Source organism: Listeria sp. ILCC797 (assembly GCF_900186185.1).
Taxonomy (GTDB): domain Bacteria; phylum Bacillota; class Bacilli; order Lactobacillales; family Listeriaceae; genus Listeria; species Listeria goaensis.
In genome coordinates this window covers 162,927-184,734 of record NZ_FYBS01000001.1, presented here as the reverse complement: position 1 = coordinate 184,734, position 21,808 = coordinate 162,927, and the positions used below count along the sequence as shown (strand labels likewise).

Annotated in this window: 18 protein-coding genes; 16 read left to right on the top strand and 2 right to left on the bottom strand. The window is 40.0% G+C overall.

From position 1 onward, the window contains the following. Positions 1-96 precede the first annotated feature (96 nt). From sppA to BN1609_RS00865, 6 genes are all read left to right on the top strand, one after another. Positions 97-1,113 (top strand): signal peptide peptidase SppA, encoded by a 1,017-nt coding sequence (sppA, locus tag BN1609_RS00890; protein ID WP_088808867.1) that lies wholly within the window; start codon positions 97-99, stop codon positions 1,111-1,113. Between the two features lie 7 nt (positions 1,114-1,120). After that, a complete protein-coding gene (locus BN1609_RS00885; RefSeq protein WP_255377281.1) occupies positions 1,121-1,636 on the top strand; it encodes an RDD family protein in 516 nt (171 codons plus the stop codon). A gap of 53 nt (positions 1,637-1,689) precedes the next feature. After that, the gene (tpx, locus tag BN1609_RS00880; RefSeq protein ID WP_088808869.1) at positions 1,690-2,187 is read left to right on the top strand and encodes a thiol peroxidase; all 498 of its coding nucleotides are present in this window, start codon (positions 1,690-1,692) and stop codon (positions 2,185-2,187) included. Positions 2,188-2,395: 208 nt separating this feature from the next. Continuing rightward, positions 2,396-3,406: a class I SAM-dependent methyltransferase gene (locus tag BN1609_RS00875; protein WP_088840403.1), complete on the top strand. Its 1,011-nt coding sequence runs from the start codon at positions 2,396-2,398 to the stop codon at positions 3,404-3,406. A 10-nt stretch (positions 3,407-3,416) separates the two neighbouring features. Next, entirely contained in the window at positions 3,417-4,613 is a 1,197-nt protein-coding gene (locus tag BN1609_RS00870; protein ID WP_088809074.1) for an acetate kinase, read from the top strand. Positions 4,614-4,761: 148 nt separating this feature from the next. Further along, positions 4,762-6,330 carry a restriction endonuclease gene (locus BN1609_RS00865; protein WP_088815239.1) on the top strand — a complete coding sequence of 523 codons (1,569 nt, stop codon included), beginning with the start codon at positions 4,762-4,764 and terminating at the stop codon, positions 6,328-6,330. Positions 6,331-6,393: 63 nt separating this feature from the next. Here the strand turns inward: BN1609_RS00865 and BN1609_RS00860 are convergent, their stop codons facing one another. Next, positions 6,394-6,852: a universal stress protein gene (locus BN1609_RS00860; RefSeq protein WP_088808872.1), complete on the bottom strand. Its 459-nt coding sequence runs from the start codon at positions 6,850-6,852 to the stop codon at positions 6,394-6,396. Between the two features lie 286 nt (positions 6,853-7,138). Between BN1609_RS00860 and ald the strand changes: the two genes are divergently transcribed. Then, a complete protein-coding gene (gene ald / locus BN1609_RS00855; protein WP_088815240.1) occupies positions 7,139-8,269 on the top strand; it encodes an alanine dehydrogenase in 1,131 nt (376 codons plus the stop codon). Between the two features lie 50 nt (positions 8,270-8,319). Here ald and BN1609_RS00850 read toward each other — a convergent pair whose 3' ends face one another. Then, a complete protein-coding gene (locus BN1609_RS00850; protein ID WP_088840402.1) occupies positions 8,320-9,417 on the bottom strand; it encodes a Xaa-Pro peptidase family protein in 1,098 nt (365 codons plus the stop codon). Positions 9,418-9,632: 215 nt separating this feature from the next. Between BN1609_RS00850 and BN1609_RS00845 the strand changes: the two genes are divergently transcribed. The 9 genes from BN1609_RS00845 to BN1609_RS00805 all read left to right on the top strand — a co-directional run bounded on the left by BN1609_RS00845 (position 9,633) and on the right by BN1609_RS00805 (position 21,777). Then, a complete protein-coding gene (locus tag BN1609_RS00845; RefSeq protein WP_088815242.1) occupies positions 9,633-10,316 on the top strand; it encodes a metal-dependent hydrolase in 684 nt (227 codons plus the stop codon). A 17-nt stretch (positions 10,317-10,333) separates the two neighbouring features. Further along, positions 10,334-11,647, top strand: a complete 1,314-nt coding sequence (gene ytoI, locus BN1609_RS00840) for a CBS-HotDog domain-containing transcription factor YtoI (protein ID WP_088840475.1) — start codon at positions 10,334-10,336, stop codon at positions 11,645-11,647. Between the two features lie 18 nt (positions 11,648-11,665). Next, positions 11,666-12,601 (top strand): bifunctional oligoribonuclease/PAP phosphatase NrnA, encoded by a 936-nt coding sequence (locus tag BN1609_RS00835; RefSeq protein ID WP_088815243.1) that lies wholly within the window; start codon positions 11,666-11,668, stop codon positions 12,599-12,601. Positions 12,602-12,708: 107 nt separating this feature from the next. Beyond that, on the top strand, positions 12,709-16,038 hold the full coding sequence (gene dnaE / locus BN1609_RS00830; protein WP_088825208.1) for a DNA polymerase III subunit alpha: 3,330 nt from the start codon (positions 12,709-12,711) through the stop codon (positions 16,036-16,038). A gap of 207 nt (positions 16,039-16,245) precedes the next feature. After that, positions 16,246-17,130: an acetyl-CoA carboxylase, carboxyltransferase subunit beta gene (accD, locus tag BN1609_RS00825; protein WP_088808878.1), complete on the top strand. Its 885-nt coding sequence runs from the start codon at positions 16,246-16,248 to the stop codon at positions 17,128-17,130. Further along, positions 17,120-18,076 (top strand): acetyl-CoA carboxylase carboxyl transferase subunit alpha, encoded by a 957-nt coding sequence (accA, locus tag BN1609_RS00820; protein ID WP_088808879.1) that lies wholly within the window; start codon positions 17,120-17,122, stop codon positions 18,074-18,076. Before accD ends, accA begins: the two co-directional genes overlap by 11 nt. Positions 18,077-18,331: 255 nt before the next feature. Then, a complete protein-coding gene (pfkA, locus tag BN1609_RS00815) occupies positions 18,332-19,291 on the top strand; it encodes a 6-phosphofructokinase (protein ID WP_088808880.1) in 960 nt (319 codons plus the stop codon). Positions 19,292-19,521: 230 nt separating this feature from the next. Continuing rightward, the gene (gene pyk / locus BN1609_RS00810) at positions 19,522-21,279 is read left to right on the top strand and encodes a pyruvate kinase (RefSeq protein ID WP_088808881.1); all 1,758 of its coding nucleotides are present in this window, start codon (positions 19,522-19,524) and stop codon (positions 21,277-21,279) included. 123 nt (positions 21,280-21,402) lie between these two features. After that, positions 21,403-21,777, top strand: a complete 375-nt coding sequence (locus tag BN1609_RS00805) for an FxsA family protein (RefSeq protein ID WP_088809076.1) — start codon at positions 21,403-21,405, stop codon at positions 21,775-21,777. The last annotated feature ends 31 nt before the right edge of the window (positions 21,778-21,808 follow it).

Here is a 21,808-nt window from a genome sequence, read left to right as displayed (position 1 = left end):
AAAAGATTGCTTTTTAAAACTGAAAATTTTTAGTTGTCGAGATGTTTTTCTCTTGATACACTTACATTATCTGTAAATAAAAAAGGAGAGAAAATAATGAATGCTAAACGATGGATTGCACTGTTACTTGTTTTTGTTATCGTCATCATCTCAGGGGTTGCAAAAATCACCTCTACATTTTTAACGAGTGACAAGGAAGAACAGCGTACAAAAAGCGTTGTGAGTTCGCTACTTTCTAACAATGAATTAACAGAAGAAGAAATTAAAACCGGAGATGCCGATAAGGTAGCGATTTTATCTGTAGATGGCACCATTCAAAACACGGGAGAAGACGCATCGTTATTTAGTTCAACAGGTTATAATCATGTTACATTTATGGAAGAGCTTGAAGCTGTTCGAAAAGACACCAAAGTGAAAGCTGTATTGCTTTATGTCAATTCACCTGGTGGTGGAGTGATGGAATCCGCACAAATTCGTGATAAAATCTTACAAATTAAAGCTGAACGAAAAATTCCATTTTACGTTTCGATGGGAAGTATGGCCGCATCAGGCGGTTATTATATTTCGGCACCGGCCGACAAAATTTTTGCAAGTAAAGAAACGTTAACTGGGTCGCTCGGCGTTATTATGCGTGGCTATGATTATAGTGAATTGATGAAAAAAGTAGGAATTTCTGACAATACCATTAAAAGTGGTGAATATAAAGATATCATGAGTGGCTCAAGACCGATGACCTCTGAAGAGAAGCAAATTATGCAACGTATGATTGATGATTCCTATAATGAATTCGTTCAAGTTGTCGCAGAAGGACGCGGCATGCCAGAAGCAGAAGTGAGAAAAATCGCCGACGGTCGGATTTATGATGGTCGCCAAGCAAAGGAAAACGGCTTGATTGATGAATTCGGCTATCAAGAAACCGCTCTCGCCGCTTTACAAAAAGATTATGATCTACAAGACGCAACGGTTTTTAAATATGATACACCAACAGGCTTTAGCAGTTTCTTCTCAAGCGCCGCTACTTCGCTAAGCGGAAAAAACGCTGATTTAATCGCGATTATGAAACAAACCGGCACGCTTGAAGCACCACGCATGATGTATCTTTACGGAGAATAAGGAGGGGATTATTTTGGAAGAAAAAGAACGACAAGTTTATCATTACGAAGCGCCAAGTTCACCTTTTCGGAAAATACCAAAACCCTATTTCGCCGGATTTTGGATTCGCTTTTTTGCCTATATCGTGGATTTAATTGTGATTGCCGCTTTAAATGGGATAATTGTCAATCCGGTTTTGCGCGTATTACAAGTTGACATGTCAGGCGGACTTTTTAGTTTGGTTGGTTTCGTCAAAACCATTCTTTTCTTGCTGTATTTTATTCTAATGACAAAGTTTTTCGCGCAAACACTTGGGAAAATAATTTTTGGGTTAAAAGTCATTCGAGAAGACGGCGAAAAATTAACATGGCTCAACGTTTTATTTCGCGAAGGTGCCTTGAGATTTATCCAAAAAACCATTTTGCCGCTTTACTTCGTTGTTGCCTTTACGCCGCACAAGCAAGGTGTTGCAGATTTGATGGAAAAAACAGCCGTTGTCCATGAAAATTTAATGGCGCTTTCTGAAAGCAGATTAATGGCTTGAAGGACAAATTTTCCCTACAATAGAGAAGTGGAAAGCTAAAGGAGGAGATTTTTATGGCAAATGTTACATTTAAAGGGAATCCGGTAACACTTCTAGGTAGCGAACAAAAAGTTGGAGCATTGGCGCCTGATTTCACGGTGTTAAATCGGGATTTAGAACCAGTCACGCTACATGATTTTGACGGCAAAGTGCGCATCATTAGCGTCATACCATCGATTGATACGAGTGTCTGCTCACAACAAACTCGCCGTTTTAATGAAGAGGCGAGTGGGTTAGAAAATACGGTTGTGTTAACGATTTCGGTTGACCTACCTTTTGCCCAAAAGAAATGGTGTGCTTCTTCCGGACTTGAAGACGTGATTACACTTTCTGATCACCGCGACTTGTCGTTTGGAGAAGCTTACGGGGTTGTTATGAAGGAGTTACGCTTGCTCGCCCGTGCCGTTTTTGTTGTAGACGCATCAGGTAAAATTGTTTATGCGGAGTATGTGCCAGAGGGAACGAATCATCCAAACTATGAAAAAGCGATTGAAAGTGCTAAACAAGCCTAATAAAACCAGTCGCCTTGATGGCAAATAGTAAAGCTTCTTGTTTAACAGCTCTCTGTCTTGTGATAGGGAGCTGTTTTCCTGTATCAATTTTGCCTAGAAACTGTATTAAAAGAGCATTTTTCTTTAAAAGAAAATGCTTTTAAGTTGGTAGGAAATGCTGTATAATATTTTGTGGTGTTAGTAATGAAAAAAATTCGAGGTGTTATTTTTGGGAAATACAGCAACTCCGGAAATATTCCAAGTGCTTGATGAAACGGCAATTATTTTGCAAAATGCACTTGAAATGAGCTATTTGGAAGCCGTTTATGAAACTAGCGAGAATTTATTTCAACATGAAGTTTTGCAAAAAGACGAATTATCCGATGAGCAAGTCAAAAAATTGATGGCGCAATATGACACCATTCAATTAGCGGATTTTGCAGCAGAAGATATTCGTAAAAGTTTTCAACTCGCGCTTTTAAAAGGCATGAAGCATGGAATTCAAATGAATCATCAAATGACGCCGGATTCGATTGGTTTTATTTTAACGTATTTAGTGGAAAAGGCTATGAAATCAAGAGAACAAATCACTGTGCTTGATCCAGCTGTTGGAACGGCCAACTTGTTAACAACGATGATGAACCAACTGACATTAAAAGATAACGTTTCGGTTGCGGCTACTGGTGTCGAAGTGGATGATTTGCTTATTTCGCTTGCCCTTGTGAGTGCTGATTTGCAAGGTGTACCAGTCAATTTGATTCATCAGGATGGTCTTAGCAATTTATTAGTTGATCCAGTAGATGTTGTGATCAGCGATTTGCCTATTGGCTACTATCCGAATGATACACGTGCGGAAGATTTTGAGTTACACCGAACAGACGGACATTCATTTTCTCACTATTTATTTATCGAGCAAGGGATGCGTTACACAAAACCAGGCGGCTATTTATTTTTCCTTGTGCCAGATGCCATGTTTAGCACAGCCGATTTTGCAAAACTAGATCGCTTTGTAAAAAAATATGGCTATATGCAAGGAATCATCAAGTTACCTGATTCTCTATTTAAGTCAGAAGAAGCACGAAAAAGCATTTTAATGTTACAAAAAGACGGAGACAATGTCCGTAAGCCAAAAGAAGTTTTACTGGCCAATCTATCTTCACTTTCTGATCCGCGCATTACTGCGCCGATCTTGGCACAGATTGAAGATTGGTTCCGTGAAAATAAACGAGAAGGGAATTGAACAAAACAAAATGGAAAAAACAATTGCGATTAACGCTGGAAGCTCATCACTCAAATTTCAACTTTATGACATGCCCTCTGAGGAAGTCATTACGAAAGGTATTGTCGAACGTATTGGCTTAAAGGATTCAATCTTCACGATTTCTGTAGACGGAGAGAAAATCACCGAAACAACAGATATTCCGGATCATGAAGTAGCCGTTCAAATGCTACTAGAAAAATTAATTTCTAACAACATTATCGCATCTTATGATGAAATTACAGGTGTTGGTCATCGTGTTGTACATGGTGGAGAAAAATTCCCTGATTCTATTTTTATTGATGAACAAGTTATTCAAGATATTGAAGAGCTTTCCGAGCTTGCGCCGCTTCATAATCCTGCGAACGTAACCGGAATTAAAGCTTTCAAAAAAATCTTACCTAATATTATTTCGGTTGCTGTATTTGATACAGCATTCCATCAAACGATGCCAGAAGCGAGCTACTTATACAGCTTGCCGTATAGCTATTATGAGGATTATGGCATTCGTAAATATGGTTTCCACGGTACAAGTCATAAATATGTATCGGAACGTGCGGCAGAGCTTCTAGGTCGTCCTGTAGAAGAATTACGCCTATTAACATGTCACCTCGGAAATGGCGCAAGTATCGCTGCTATCGAAGGTGGTAAATCGATGGATACTTCAATGGGCTTCACGCCACTTGCAGGGGTTTCCATGGGAACTCGTTCAGGAAACATTGACCCAGCACTTATTCCTTTCATTATGGAAAAAACGGGAAAAACGGCTGAACAAGTTTTAGACGTTTTGAATAAAGAATCAGGCATGCTTGGGGTATCTGGTATTTCAAGCGACCTTCGTGACCTTGAGCAAGAAGCTTCAAAAGGAAACGAACGCGCTGATTTGGCGCTGGAAGTTTTTGTTGACCGTATCCATAAATATATCGGTTCTTATGCAGCGCGCATGAACGGTGTTGATGCTATCATCTTTACAGCTGGAATCGGTGAAAACAGTTCTTTCATTCGTGAACGTGTTTTACGCGGCTTAGAATTCATGGGCGTTTACTGGGATCCAGCACTTAACCAAGTTCACGGCGAAGAAGCATTCCTAAACTACCCGCATTCGCCAGTTAAAGTTATTGTTATCCCAACAAATGAAGAATTAATGATTGCACGTGATGTTGAACGGATTAAAGCTGAGCGCGCATAATGAATAGATTTATAGAAGTGGAATTCAAGCAGAGTATTAGTGCTTGACTCCACTTCTTTTATTTTCCCCTATATATCTTTGTTTTTTAGTCAGTTAATTTGATATAATTATATTAAAATGAATTAACTACAAATGGGGAGGAAGCAACATGGCAAAAAGCTTTTACAGTACAATGAAGAAAATAGGTAGAGAAGTCGATCGTCAATCGAGAGCAAACGCTAGAGAAGTAGAACGACGACGTAAAGAAGAAATTAAAAGGCAAAAGGAGTATGAAAAACAACAGTTAGCTTATGAAAAAGAACGTGCAATAGAATATGCAAAATCAACCACTGAAGAAGTACAATCTGAAAGAGAGGCGTTGAACAATGTCATTGATACGATTCAATTTGACAGTGAGGCGTCGAATTTTCAAGATTTAAAAGAAGTAACACCATTTTTAAATGAAAAACCTGTTCCACCTGTTACTAAGAATAATCCAGAAAAACCTGTTTTAAAATATAATTTTGTAGATAAATTATCGAATAATAGGCAATTAAAGAAAAAGGAAGCCTATGATAATGCATTAATTAAATGGGATAGTGAGCTCAAAAAAGTTGAAGAGTACAATGCAAGTTTATATAAAAAATATGAAGCAGATTTAACTGTATATTTGAAAGGCGAAGAGGAATTTCTAAAAAAACAAGATGAGCATAATAAATATATTCAAGAATTAGAAGATGGTTTAATAATGGGCAAGCAGGAAAGCATTGAATTATATTATAACCGTGTATTTGAAAGCTTGATATATGATTTTGATTTAGAAACATTATCTAACATAGAATACAGAGAAACAGGTAAAATACTTCTCGTTGATTATTATTTACCAACCCGAGAAATTATTCCTAGACTTAAGTTAATGAAGTATGTCCAATCTAGAAAAGAGTTTACTGAATCACAAATTTCTGAAAAACAAATAAATGATGTATACAATAACTTGCTATATAGCCTTATTTTAGAGGTGACAAATGTTATCTATAAAGCTGATGAAAACGCGCATATCGATTCTGTTGTAATAAACGGTTGGTTAGAGGATATCAATCAAGCAACAGGAAATCTAGAGAATTTTTGTCTTATGAGTCTACAAACTAACAAGGAAGATTTTCAAGAACTAAACTTAAGCAGAGTTGAACCGAAAGAATGCTTTAGAAAATTAAAAGGTGTTGCCAAATCGAATCTAAATGATTTAGTTCCAGTTGTTCCGATTCTTACATTAAATCGGGAAGATGAAAGATTTGTAGAATCAAAATCTATTGGAGAAAAAATTAATGGTACAAACCTCGCTACGATGAATTGGGAGGAATTTGAACATCTTGTTCGAGAGTTGTTTGAAAGAGTATTTACGGAAAAAGGAATTGAAATCAAAACTACTCGTTCTTCTAAAGATGGTGGTGTTGATGCAGTAATGTTTGATTCAGACCCTATAACAGGTGGGAAGTTTATTGTTCAAGCTAAAAGGTATACAAATTTAGTTGGTGTTTCTGCAGTTAGAGATTTGTATGGAACTATCATGAACGAAGGTGCTACAAAAGGGATTTTAGTAACAACTTCTGACTATGGCCCTGATTCCTATGAATTCGCTAGAAACAAGCCTATTTCTTTGTTAAATGGGAATAATTTATTAAGCATGTTATCAGAGCATGGATATGAAAATATTCGAATTGATTTAAAAGAAAAATAAGAAAGACCCTAGACAATTTCATCTAAGGTCATTGGCGACTATGGTTATCCTAGTCGTTTTTTTTTACTCTACATACTCAGGTTCATCATTTCTCACAACAAGCACGTCGCAAGGGGAGTGACGAATAATGTACTCAGAAACACTACCAATAAGTAAACGTTCAACCGCATTCAAACCGGTTGCACCACACATAATTAAATCAGCTTGGAATGCTTTTGCAGCTTCTTTAGTAATCGCTGTTTTCGGGGAGCCATATTCAATGTAAGTTTCTACGTTTGTTACGCCAGCTTTTAAAGCATCTTCTTTATAACCACTTAAAAGTTCATCCGCATATTCTGTCGCTTTATCCGCCATGCTCGTGTCATAATTCGCCACTGATGAAAAAGCACGTGTATCGATAACATGAACAAGTCCAAGGGAACCATCATTTCGTTTTGCCACTTGAATCGCTTTTTGGAACGCGCGCTCCGCTTCTTTTGATCCATCCACCGCTACTAGAATTCGTTTGTATTGTTGTAACATAAAATAACCTCCCAAGATAATTTTTTCTATACTTTATATTTTACCCCTTTTTGGAAAAAACAACCACAAAAATGGCGAAAATTTTTGAATAAGAAGAGGTAAGTTTATTCATCCTTTTGCATAGGAAAAGATTGTGATAAAAAGCGCATAAAGGCAGGGCATGACGTGATGAATAAATTTGTTAAAATTGAAGTTTTATTATTGCTCAATTTAGGAATATTGTGTTAGAATTTAAATGTAAGCGGTTAACTGTGGGTATATTTCACTACAAAAGGAGAGGTTTTAAATGATTATAGGTGTACCGAAAGAAATAAAAAACAATGAAAACCGAGTTGCAATGACACCAGCTAGCGTACTTTCTTACGTTAATGCTGGACACCATGTTTTAGTCGAAAAAAATGCGGGTTTAGGTTCGAATTTTCATGATGCTGATTACGCGAGTGCAGGGGCGAAAATCGTAGACACAGCAAAAGAAGTTTGGGCTGCTGAAATGGTCGTAAAAGTAAAAGAACCGATTGTTTCTGAATATCAATATTTCCGTGAAGGCTTGCTTCTTTTCACATATTTACATTTAGCGAACGAACCAGAACTAACCGAAGCTTTAGTTAAAAATAAAGTAAACAGTGTGGCGTATGAAACCGTAGAACTCGATGACCGCTCGTTACCACTTCTAAGTCCAATGAGTGAAGTGGCAGGACGAATGGCGACCCAAATTGGTGCGCAGTTTCTCCAAAAAATCCACGGTGGCATGGGCGTTTTACTTAGCGGTGTGCCCGGGGTTGAGCGGAGCAATGTCACCATTATTGGCGGAGGTATGGCAGGAACCAATGCTGCTAAAATTGCAATTGGTTTAGGTGCCAAAGTCACGATTTTAGATTTAAATTTGCATCGTCTTCGCGAATTAGATGACATTTTTGGCAATGATGTCACGACGTTAATGAGTAACGATTTCAACATTGAAGAGTCCGTGAAAAATTCCGATCTCGTCATCGGCGCCGTTTTAATTCCCGGAGCAAGAGCACCGAAACTCGTGAAAGAACATATGGTTAAACAAATGAAACCAGGCTCTGTTTTAGTAGATATCGCCATCGATCAAGGTGGCATCTTTGAAACGAGCGACCGCGTGACAACTCATGACAATCCAACCTATGAAAAATATGGTGTTGTTCATTACGCAGTAGCAAACATGCCAGGTGCCGTGCCGCGTACATCAACAATGGCACTTACAAACGCAACATTACAATATGGCTTAAAACTGGCGAACCAAGGCCTCATTCAAGCCGTGACGAACGATTTCCATCTCTATAAAGGTGTCAATACCTTTGAAGGAAACGTCACTTATCAAGCAGTAGCCCGCGATTTAGGCTATGATTATAAGGAGCTAAGCACACTCTTAAATAATACAACAGCGAAATAGGCAAACAAAAAACGAACTTTTCGTTCCTTGAAAAGTTCGTTTTTTGTTTCTTAATGAATCACTAATAATTCTTTCGGGAACTCCGTTAAAATTTCATATCCCTCTTTTGTCACCACAATATCATCTTCAATCCGAACGCCTGCAACACCCGGAACATAAATACCTGGCTCGATTGTAAAGACCATATTTTCCGCAAGCGGCATATCATTTGTTTCCGTAATAGAAGGGAATTCATGAACGCTAGCACCCAAACCGTGTCCAAGCCGGTGCGGGAAATAATCGCCGTATCCAGCGTCACGAATCGTGTTTCGAGCCGTCAAATCGAGCTCTTTAGCTGGCGCACCAGCGCGAACTTTCGCAATCGCTTTTTGCTGCGCATCTAAAACCGTATCGTAGATGTTCTTTTGCTCCGCGGAAATCTCACCAAACGCAACTGTGCGCGTAATATCCGAACAATAACCTTTATGAACAACCCCTAAATCAAATAGGACTAAATCGCCTTTTTTGATTTTTGTGTCACCCGGTGTTCCATGTGGAAGTGCGCCATTCTTGCCGGTCAAAACCATCGTATCAAAACTCATTTTAGAAACGCCTTTTTTCTTCATTTCGTATTCGATTTTGGCCACAATCTCGGCTTCCGTTTTCCCCTCAGCAATTTCATCAATGCCAACTTGAACGGCATAATCAGCAAGGAGTGCGGCTTCTTTTAAAATTTTAAGTTCGTCTGGTGTTTTGACAAGGCGAATCATTTGGATTTTATGCTCAATTGGCACAAAAGAAGTGGAGCTGAATTTGCCTGAAAGTTGCTCAAAACGGTCCAAAGTAATGTGGTTTTTCTCAAGCGCAATCTTGGTCGGATTTTTAACCCGAGCTTGAATTTGTTCGGCAATGATTTTAAAAGGATCTTCGGTGTCGCTGTAGCCGTAAACATCATGTTTCCAGCCGCTCGTCTTAGCATCTTCGACTTCAAGACCGGGCGTGAAAAGAAACGGCGGATGGTCTGCAAAAACAATTAATCCGAGTACGCGTTCGTGTGGATCGCTGTGATAGCCTGTGAAGTACGCAATGTTTTCTGGCTCGGTAATAAAGGCAGCCGAGGCATTTTGCTCTTTTAACCAATTTTCTAAAACATCAATATTTTTCTCCATTTTTTTACCTTCTTTCCGAAGCGAGTTCCTCTTCATCATAGCACGATTTTTAGCTTTTCGCACGCTTTCAGTTGCTTTTCTATTCTAATAAATATAAAATTAGAGTGGTACAGATAAAGCTATGTATATCAGTGGTTCGTTTTGTTTTTTCTGTAGTTTTGTCATCTATACTATAGCAGTTTATAACACAAAAAATGCGAAGGGAAGTTTTGAATGTGAAAATTTCATTTCACGGGCAGTCATGTATCAAAATGACAACGGGCGAACGGACAATACTCGTTGATCCTTTTATTTCAGGCAATCCAGCATGTGATTTAGTTGTTGCGGAACAAAAACCAGATTATATCGCGGTAACTCACGGACATGATGATCATGTTGGGGACACAGTGGAAATCGCCAAACAATCAGGTGCAACGATAATTTGTAACGCAGAACTCGCTGCTTTTTTCAGTTTACAAGGCGTCCAAAATATTGCACCCATGCACATTGGGGGAAAAAGGGAGTTTGACTTTGGAACGGTTAAATTGACACAAGCCTTCCATGGTTCTTCTACCGTTGTAGACGGCCAAATTGTCAACTTAGGTTTGCCAAATGGATTTGTTTTTACTTTGGAAGGAAAATCTGTTTACCATGCTGGCGATACGGGCCTTTTCTCCGATATGAAACTAATTGGCGAACGAAATTCGCTTGAATTAGCCTTTTTGCCAATTGGTGATAATTTTACGATGGGACCAGATGATGCCAAAATTGCGGCTGACTTTTTACAGGCGAAAACAGTTATTCCAATACATTACAATACATTTCCACTTATCGAACAAAATGCCGAAGCGTTTGTAAATTCACTATCTGCGAATATTACTGGAAAAGTGATGGAAATAGGAGACGAAATCGAAGTTTAAAGAAATAGGTGAAAAAATTGGCTACTAAACATGAACAAATATTAAAATACATTGAAAATCTTGCTGTTGGCGAAAAAATTTCGGTGCGAAAAATCGCAAAAAATCTATCTGTTAGTGAGGGTACCGCTTATCGGGCCATTAAAGACGCAGAAATTATCGGTTTCGTGTCAACGATAAAAAGAGTTGGAACACTCCGAATTGAACGGAAGCAAAAAGATAGTATTGAAAAATTAACATTTGCTGAAATAGTCAATATGATTGATGGTCAAGTGCTCGGTGGACGGGAAGGCTTATATAAATCGCTGAATAAATTCGTCATTGGTGCGATGACGGTTGAAGCGATGGAACGCTATACCGACGCTGGAAATTTAGTCATTGTCGGAAATCGCGAACGTGCACATGAACTGGCACTACATAGAGGCGCTGCCGTTTTGATTACAGGTGGTTTTGATACAAACGATGAAGTGAAACGTTTAGCAGATGAAAAAGAATTACCGATTCTTTCAACTTCTTACGATACGTTTACAGTCGCAACGATGATTAACCGCGCCATTTATGACCAATTAATCAAAAAAGAAGTCGTTCTTGTGGAAGATATTTCAACACCGCTTGAAGACATTGCTTATTTAGACACATCTGGAAAAGTTGCTGATTGGCATAAATTGCAAGAAAAAACAGGGCACAGTCGCTTTCCAGTTGTCAATAAAGCGAATCGTCTTGTTGGCATGGTTACAAATAAAGATGTGATTGATAAAAATCAAGCTATCTCAATTGAACGCGTCATGACAAAGAACCCGCTGACGGTTGGATCAAAAATGAGCGTAGCCTCTGTGGCGCATATGATGGTATGGGAAAGCATTGAAGTTATCCCTGTTGTAAAAGATGATTTAACTTTACTTGGCATTGTTAGTCGCCAAGACATTTTAAAATCGATGCAAATGATTCAAAAACAGCCTCAAATTGGTGAAACAATTGATGATACCATTGCAAAACAACTTGATGAAAAAGAAACGGACGACCAAGAACATACATATGAATTTAAAGTGACACCGCAAATGACCAACTCACTTGGAACGTTGTCATACGGTGTGTTCACGCAGCTCGTTTGCGATGTCGTGCAACAAAAATTATTTACGATGAAAAAAAGAAATGTCGCTATCGAAAACGTCACGATGTACTTTTTAAAACCGGTTCAAATGGATGCGATTCTTTCCATTAAGCCGCGTGTTCTTGAAATGGGACGAAAAGCGGGGAAACTTGACGTTGAATTATACTTAGAAGGTATTTTAACCGGAAAAGCCATTGTCGCTTGCCAAATGATGGAGCGCTAACTTAAAAGAGGTGTAGAAATGAAAAAGAAAATTTTAGATGAAATCAAAGCGTATGAAACCATTATTTTACATCGACATGTACGCCCCGATCCAGATGCCTACGGTTCACAAATGGGACTAGCGGAAATCATTCGCGCTACTTTTCCAAAAAAGAAGGTTTTTGCAGTTGGTACTCCTGAACCGACGCTATCTTTTTTAGGCGAACTGGACGAGATTCCAGACGAAGTATACGCGAGTGCACTTGTTATCGTTTGCGATACAGCCAATACTGAACGGATTGATGATGCGCGTTATTCAAGCGGCGCGAAATTAATCAAAATAGACCACCATCCAAACGACGACGCTTACGGCGACTTACTATGGGTTGATACGAGCGCTTCTTCGTGCAGCGAAATGATCACTTCTTTTTACGAAAGCTTCTCGGAAGAGCTTGTTTTGAATGAAACTGCGGCAAGACTCCTTTTTGCTGGCATAGTTGGCGATACGGGCAGATTTTTATATCAAAGTACAACAGAAGAGACTTTGCGCCTAGCCGCAAAACTTGTCACCTTTCCGTTTGATCGATTCATGCTATTTCAAAACCTTTATCAGCGACCGCTTAAAACCGTGAAACTATCCGGCTATATCTTCGAAAATCTCAACATGCATCAAAACGGGGCCGCAACCATTTATATTTCCAAAGAAATTTTGAAGAAATTTGATGTTTCCGCAAAAGAAGCTTCTGATTTAGTCAGTTCTATTGAAAACATTGAAGGTTTAAAGGCGTGGATAATGTTCGTTGAGGATGGTGAAGAAATTCGCGCTCGCCTCCGTTCAAAAGGACCAATTATTAACGGGCTTGCCAAAGAATATCGGGGCGGCGGACATCCACTTGCATCTGGTGCAACTGTTTATACGCAAGAGGAAGTTTCGGAAATGGAACAAAAACTTGATCAAATTTGTGAACGCGCATGACCAAAAGGGGCTGTCAAATTGACACCCCCTTTTTTTACGAACATACTTTCTTTTTTTGCATGCAAAAGCTATAATAAAAGGAGAACAACTCGAAAGGAGCGAGGATAGTGGGATTTGTTCATTTACAAGTGGCGAGCGCCTATCATTTGCTGTCGAGCACAGCGCGAATTTCAGAACTCGTCCAAACGGCGAAAGATTACCATTATTCTGCGTTAGCAATTACAGATAAAAATGCGCTTTACGGAGCGATTGAATTTTATACGACCTGCAAAAAAGAAGGGATTAAGCCGATAATTGGGATGACCATTGATATTGAAGGTGTCATAAATCCCGGAAACACATACGAACTTGTTTTACTTGCCGAAACGACAGAAGGCTATTACAACCTTTTAAAAATAGCTAGTGCAATTAAAACGCGAGAAGAAGGCGAGGAGATGCCACTAAAATGGCTGCGCTCTTATTGCGATGGGATTATTGCGCTTTCGCCCGGACGAACGGGTGAGATTGAACAGCTACTTTTAGACGGAAATCAAGTTGCCGCACTAGAAGTTGTTTCAGAATGGCAAAGTATATTTGGTGAGACTAATTTTTATTTGACGCTTCAGAAGCATCAGGCAAATATGGCACAGGCTGTTGCCGAATTTGCGCAGTCCAATGGGCTTTTCGTTGTCGCATCGAAAAATGTGCGTTACATGCGGCCAAAAGACATACAAGCGACCACGGTTTTGCAGGCTATTCGCGATAATCAAACGGTCGATTGGACATCACTCGAACTCGTTGGGCCAACTTATTTTGCAAGTCCTGATGAAATGGCACGCGACTACACGTCTAGTTTTGAGCAGGAGGCCTTAATGCGGGCTGGCGAAATAGCGGACCGGTGTAACGCAGAAGTCGCTATGCACCAACATCTTTTACCTCGCTTTCCTTTAGAAAAAGGGGAACTTGCGCCAGACGTTTTGCAAGAAGTGGCAAGAGCTGGGCTCGTCTCGCGCGGGCTTGACGGCCGTCCTGAATACGAGGAGCGGCTTTCCTACGAACTTGATGTCATTGTTCGAATGGGTTTTGCGGATTACTTTTTGATTGTGTGGGACGTGATGAAATATGCACGGGAACACGATATTTTAACGGGACCGGGGCGTGGCTCTGCTGCGGGTTCGCTCGTTTCGTATGCCTTGCAGATTACCGATGTCGATCCGATTTTGTACAATTTACTATTTGAGCGCTTTTTAAATCCTGAGCGGGTGACGATGCCCGATATTGACTTGGATTTCCCAGATAATAAACGCGATGACGTTATTTCTTATGTCGTTCACAAATACGGTGAGAAACATGTTGCGCAAATCGGCACGTTTGGAACGCTTGCGGCGAAAGCGGCGATTCGTGATACGGCACGAACATTTGGTTTAAACACGGTACAACTCGCGGAGTGGGCGAAATTAATTCCGAATCAGCTTGGTATTACGCTTGCGAAAGCACGTGAGCTAAACGACCGCCTTGACCGACATATTGCGAGCACAAAAGAAAATGAAATGATATGGGACGTCGCTTGTCAGCTTGAAGGCTTGCCGCGCCATATTTCAACGCACGCAGCCGGCATCGTCATCTCGGACAAGCCGCTAGTGAGCCAAGTACCGCTACAGGCAGGCAGTAACGATGCCCTTTTGACGCAATACCCGATGAATGATTTAGAAGCTATTGGTTTGCTTAAAATGGATTTTCTAGGTTTGCGTAACTTAAGTTTATTAGATCGCGTTTTGCGTTCAGTAAACTACAATCGCAAATTGTCTTTAACCATTCAAGACATTCCTTTAGACGATAAAAAAACGCTTGAATTGTTTAGACGCGGTGATACAACGGGTGTGTTCCAATTTGAATCAGACGGCATCAGGCGTGTGCTCCGCAATTTGCAGCCGACTTCCTTTGAAGACATTGTGGCGGTCGATGCGCTGTACCGTCCAGGACCAATGGAGCAAATCGACACGTTTATTGCGCGAAAACATGGCAAACAAGCCGCCCAATACCCACATCCCGATTTAAAGCCGATTTTAGAAGTCACGTATGGCGTTATCGTGTACCAAGAACAAATTATTCAAGTGGCGAATCAAATGGCAGGGTTCTCGCTTGGTGAGGCCGATTTACTTCGCCGTGCAGTCAGCAAGAAGAAAGCCGACGTTTTAAACGAGCAGCGCCAACATTTTGTGCTTGGATCCGTCAAAAAAGGCTATTTGGAATCGAGTGCAAATGAAGTTTACGATATGATTGTGCGCTTCGCCAATTACGGCTTTAACCGCAGTCATGCCGCAGCCTATTCCAAAATCGCGTTTCAGCTTGCCTACTTAAAGGCCCATTTCCCCGCAGAATTTATGTCCGCCTTACTTAGTTCGGTTTTCGGAAATGATGCGAAAATCAGTCAATATGTAACGGAAGTGAAAAAATACGGCATTTCGATGCTTCCGCCTAGTATCAACAAAAGTCATTATTATTTCCAAGTAGAAGGAGACGCCATTCGTTATAGTTTTCGCGTCATTCGAAAAGTGCCGAATAAATTTATTTTGGCTTTCATCGAAGAGCGTAAAATGAAGCCGTTCCAAGATTTCTTTGATTTTTGTGAGCGCATGCCAAGCAAAATGATGACGCGAATCATTTTAGAAGCGCTCATTTATGCGGGCTGTTTTGATGAGTTTGGTAAAGAGCGCGCAACGCTCATCGCGTCCATTGACGGGGCGCTTCAATTTACGAATTTACTTGGAAATGATGAAAAAGGTATGAATTTATTTACGGAAGATGATGATTTCCTAAAATCCATCAAGCCGCGGTACCGCGAAGTGCCGCCTTTAACTGAGCAGGAAATGCTAGAGCTTGAGAAAGAATATACGGGGCAATATGTGTCCTCACACCCGATTTCACGCTATCAAGATAAAATGCAGAAACTAAACATGCCAGCTCTTCATGAACTAAAAAAAGGGCAGAAAGCTACAATTGGGGCCTATATTTTAAATCAAAAAATCATTCGTACGAAAAAAGGGGAAAACATGTGTTTCTTGACCATCAGTGATGATAGTAAAGAATTGAGTGCTGTGTTATTCCCCGAAGCATATCGGCAATTTGCGGCGCTCACTGAAAAAGGGAGTTTAGTTGCGCTGCAAGTTAAAATGGACGAGCGGAACGGGGAACTTCAGGCGGTTGTGCAACACGTGCAAACACTGGATTCTTTGGAGCTTCCAAAACGGTTGTTTTTAAAAGTGGAAGAGAAATCAGCACTTGAAAAAATACGTCAACTTGCAAAAGCGAATCCAGGGCCATCGGTTGTTGTCGTCCATCTTTCAGGAACGCGCGAAACGATGGCGCTCCCCGCGAAATTAAACGTAACCTTTTCAACAAAATTAGAAAAAGAATTAAAAGATTGGCTAGGGGAACAAAATGTTGTGTTCAAGTAAAATAATTTTTTCATTTCCTATACGATATAAAAATATGGTATAGTTTAGAGTGGAAAACGATGCTTGCAGTCTGCTAACGCATTTTAGTGGGCTGCTGTTTCTTTAAAAGAAATAATTTTCCTATCCGTAGCAGTTATTTTAAGCACTTATATATTTTTATTTTCGTTATGGATAATTTAAAAAGCATAGATAGGGGAGGTTTCATCTTTGTTAGGAGATTTATTTACGAAGCCAAAGAAGAAAAAATATGCGGCCATTCCTACTGAAGGAGCGAAACGCGATGTTCCTGAAGGGATTATGACCAAATGTCCAAAATGCAAAAAAATTATGTACACCAAAGAGCTCGAGAAAAATTTGATGGTGTGTAGTCATTGTGGTTTTCATCATCCTATCGGAGCCAGAAAAAGAATTGAAATGTTGGTAGATGAGAATTCTTTTCGTGAACTGAATCCAGAACTAACAGCAGCAAATCCTCTTGGGTTTGAAAATTACATGGAAAAAATCGAGAAAGATAAAGAAACAACCGATTTAAATGAAGCCATTTTAACGGGGCATGCAGAAATTGATGGGCAGCCGCTTGTTGTTGCTGTCATGGATTCACGTTTCCGTATGGCGAGTATGGGATCTGTTGTTGGGGAGAAGATTTTGTTAGCGGTAGAAGAAGCGGACCGCACAGGAGAGCCTTTTGTCATCTTTACGGCATCAGGTGGTGCGCGCATGCAAGAAGGAATGCTTTCCCTTATGCAAATGGCGAAAACATCGGCGGCGTTCAAACGATTCAGCAATCATAAAGGGCTCATTATTACGGTGATGACGCATCCGACGACAGGCGGCGTTTCGGCAAGTTTTGCCTCACTAGGCGATTTTAACTTTGCGGAACCAGGTGCGCTAATCGGTTTTGCCGGTAGACGAGTCATTGAACAGACAGTGCGCGAAGAACTTCCAGAAGATTTTCAAACCGCAGAATTTTTATTAAAACATGGGCAACTTGATGCGGTCATTTCAAGACTGGAACTAAGAGAGAAACTGCGTTTTCTGCTAGAGTTTCACCAAAAACCAGGTGAGGAGGCGACCGAATCAAATGGCGAATGAAATGGATTTTGAACAGCCAGTACTCGAACTGCGAACAAAAATTGCTGACTTAAAAGAGTACAATGAAAAGTCAGATGTGGACCTTACAAAGGAAATTGAAAAACTTGAACATCGTTTAGCGAAACTTGAAGATGATATTTATAGCAACATGTCTGCGTGGGATAAGTTTCAAGTAGCGAGACATCCTGAGCGTCCGACAACGCTTGATTATATCAATCTTTTGTTTGAAGATTTTATGGAGCTGCACGGTGATCGTTATTTTGGCGATGATCCAGCGATTGTTGGTGGCGTGGCTAAATACCGCGGCATTCCGGTCACGGTCATTGGACATCAGCGCGGGAAAGATACGAAAGATAATTTATATCGTAATTTCGGTATGCCTCACCCAGAAGGTTTTAGAAAATCCCTGCGTCTTATGAAGCAAGCTAATAAGTTTGGGCGGCCGATTATTTGTTTTATTGATACGAAAGGGGCATATCCTGGACGCGCTGCTGAGGAACGCGGACAAAGTGAAGCTATTGCGCGCAATCTTTATGAAATGAGCGATTTAGAAGTTCCCGTTATTTCTATTGTAATTGGTGAAGGTGGTAGCGGAGGGGCGCTTGCGCTTGGTTTAGGTAACCAAATTTTCATGTTAGAAAATGCGGTTTTTTCCGTTATTTCACCAGAAGGCGCTGCTGCGATTTTATGGAAAGATGCGAGCATGGCGAAAAAAGCGGCAGAATCGATGCGCATTACGGCAGAAGATTTATTTGACTTAGGCATTACAGATGGTATCATTCCAGAAGTTCTAGGCGGTGCGCATCAAAATGTTAAGGAACAGGCGAAACGGATTGATGAAACGCTAGCCAAATCAATTCGCACATTAACATCCTTTACGAAAGAACAATTAATAGAACAACGCTATACAAAATTTAAAAAAATTGGCGTATATGCCGATATGTAAAATTGGGCGTGGTATGTTTTGTTGCAAAACGTATCATGCTTCTTTTTATGTTGTGAGCTTTTTAGCAAGCTTGTTTTTGTATAGACCAATTAACTTGGAATCGCGAAACTAATTGTTTGCGCATACTTAACCAATATTTTTCAAACAGGAAAAGATTTGTAAAAAGTCTGTATTCATACTTTTCATTTTATGTATTTTCATGTAAAATAAGAGCGTGTAATGGAAAAATATCATTTTCTGAGGTGGTAGTAAAAGATGAAACGTATTGCAATTTTAACAAGTGGCGGGGACGCGCCAGGTATGAATGCTGCAGCCCGTGCTGTTGTTCGTAAGGCTATTTATGCAGGGTTAGAAGTTTACGGAATTAATTATGGTTTTCTTGGTTTAGTGAACGGTAATATTCATAAACTTGAACTTGGCTCTGTTGGCGATAAAGTACAACGTGGTGGTACCTTCTTGTATTCAGCTCGCTATCCGGAGTTTGCTACAGAAGAAGGTCAGTTGAAAGGAATCGAACAACTGAAAAAACATCAAATTGATGGTCTTGTTGTAATTGGTGGAGATGGTTCCTATCACGGGGCTGAAGCGCTCACAAAACGCGGCTTCCCAACCATTGGAATTCCTGGAACGATTGATAACGATATTTCTGGAACTGATTTTACGATTGGGTTTGATACTGCGCTTAATACGGTATTGGATGCGCTCGATAAAATTCGCGACACAGCGACAAGTCATGAACGTACTTTCATTATTGAAGTTATGGGCCGTGATGCTGGTGATATCGCACTTTGGTCTGGTCTTGCAGGCGGAGCAGAAGCTATTATCGTACCAGAAGAAGAATTTAAAATGGACGAAATTGTTGCTCGCTTAAATAAAGGGCGTGAACGCGGTAAAAAACATAGTATTATTGTTGTTGCTGAAGGCGTAATGTCTGGTAATGAATTTGCGAACCGCCTTGCTGAATACGGCGATTATCACGCACGTGTAACAGTTCTTGGACACGTACAACGTGGTGGTAGCCCAACAGCCTTTGACCGTGTTTTAGCAAGCCGTTTAGGGTCACGTGCGGTTGATTTATTGATTGAAAATCGCGGTGGTCTGGCAGTCGGAATCCGTGAAAATAAAATCGTGGAAAACGACATTACAGAAATTTTAAAAGAAAAACATAAATTGGATGATGACATGTTTAAACTGGCATCGATTCTTTCGATTTAATTGAAATTCGGTCACCGGGACGAACTTTGGTGGCCTTTTTTCGCGAAGATTTATGAAAATAATTCATGAAAATGTGGAGATTGTCAAGTTGCACAAAAAAGTATGAGGAATGATAGCAACTTGCATAAAAGTTCACAAACAGCTTGTGTCCTATGGCTGTTACTGGTAAAATGAGTAAGATGTGTTTATAATGAAAAGTATGAATGGTAGTTTCTAGGAGGAATAGGAAAATGAAAAAAACGAAAATTGTTTGTACAATCGGACCTGCTAGTGAATCAGTAGAAACACTAGTAAAATTAATCGAATCAGGAATGAACGTTGCACGTTTGAATTTCTCACACGGTGATTACGAGGAGCACGGCGCACGTATTCAAAATATCCGTGAAGCAGCGAAAAAAACTGGGAAACCAGTTGCTTTGTTACTTGACACAAAAGGTCCAGAAATCCGTACGAATGACATGGTCGGTGGAAAACTTGAATTTACAACAGGAGACGTTGTTCGTATCTCCATGACTCCAGTTGAAGGTACAAAAGAAAAATTCTCTGTTACTTACGGTGAACTTTTTGACGATGTTGAAATTGGTTCTAGCATTCTTTTAGATGATGGTCTAATCGGCTTAGAAGTTACAGAAAAAGACGCAAGCAACCGCGAATTAGTTACAAAAGTTTTAAACGCAGGTGTTTTAAAAAATAAAAAAGGTGTTAACGTTCCTAACGTTTCTATTAACTTACCTGGAATTACCGAAAAAGATGCGAATGACATCCGTTTTGGTTTAGAACAAGGTATTGATTTTATTGCGGCTTCATTTGTTCGTCGTGCTTCTGACGTGTTAGAAATTACTAAAATCTTAGAAGATAACGATGCAACTCACGTTCAAATTATTCCTAAAATCGAAAACCAAGAAGGTGTCGACAATATCGATGAAATCCTTCAAGTTTCTCAAGGTTTAATGGTTGCACGTGGTGACCTTGGTGTTGAAATTCCGGCTGAGGAAGTTCCAATTGTACAAAAAGAATTAATCCGTAAATGTAATAAATTAGGAAAACCAGTTGTAACAGCTACTCAAATGCTTGATTCTATGCAACGTAACCCGCGCCCAACACGTGCGGAAGCGTCAGACGTAGCGAATGCTATCTTTGATGGTACTGATGCCATCATGCTTTCAGGTGAAACAGCTGCTGGGGATTATCCAGTTGAATCCGTTCAAATGATGGCAAAAATCGCACTTCGCACTGAAGAAGCACTTATCGCGCAAGACAAATTTGCGCTTAAAATGCATGCTAATACGGATATGACTGAAGCAATTGGTCAAGCAGTAGGACACACTGCTCGTAATTTAGATGTTCAAACAATTGTTGCTGCGACACAAAGTGGTCATACCGCACGCATGATTTCGAAATACCGTCCAAAATCTCATATTTTAGCGGTCACATTTAACGAACATGTTTGTCGTGCATTGGCACTTTCATGGGGCGTATATGCGCGTCTAGCAGAACCAGTTCAAAATACAGATGATATGTTTGATCTTGCTGTTAAAGAATCCATTGCTTCTGGATTAGCACAACAAGGCGATTTAATCATCATCACAGCTGGTGTACCAGTAACTGAAAGTGGTACAACAAACTTGATGAAGATCCAACTAATCGGTGAAAAAGTCGTAAAAGGCCACGGAATCGGACGTAGTTCTGTAAGTGGAAAAGCGATTGTAGCGAAAACAAATGAAGAAGCGCTAGCTAAAGCTGAAGAAGGCGGAATTCTAGTTGTGAAGACAACAGATAAAGACATGATGGCAGCATTTGAGAAGAGTGCCGCAGTTATCGTCGAAGAAGGTGGCTTAACTAGCCATGCTGCTGTTGTAGGAATTAATTTAGGCATTCCAGTCGTTGTGGGTGCAAAAGATGCGACATCTTTAATCAACGACGGTGAAACTGTTACAGTTGACGCACGCCAAGGCAGCGTATATAACGGTAAAACAGCAACACACTAAAATGAAATAATCTAAAAATAACTAACAAAAGGGCTAAGACGCTAAGAGTGTCTTAGCCTTTTGTTTTTTTATCAAAGCAAAATGCGTTATAATAAAAATATGATTATCATTGGAGTTGATAGCTTGAAAAATGTATTTTTATATTGGATTTTATACGGCTTTGTTGAACTTCTTATTTATGTGTGGCTGTTTAAGGCAATTGGTTTTTGGCCGCTTGTTTTTGTTCAAATTGCTTCAACGACACTTGGCGTTTATATGTTTAAAAAAGTAGGGCGGAATATTTTTAGAAATATTCGTGATGGTCGAACGGTGGCGCCGTATTTGCTAGATACAATTTGTTTCTTTATTTCTGCGCTATTATTGACCATTCCGGGTATTTTAACAACGATTCTTGGTTTGCTGCTTTTCATTCCTTTTATACGGAACCTCATAAAACCAAGGCTCGCGAAATGGTTTACGACTAAAAAACATAAAACAGACTACTATTTTGATATGTAAAAAGTGCGGGCTGTGAAAAGCTCGCTTCTTT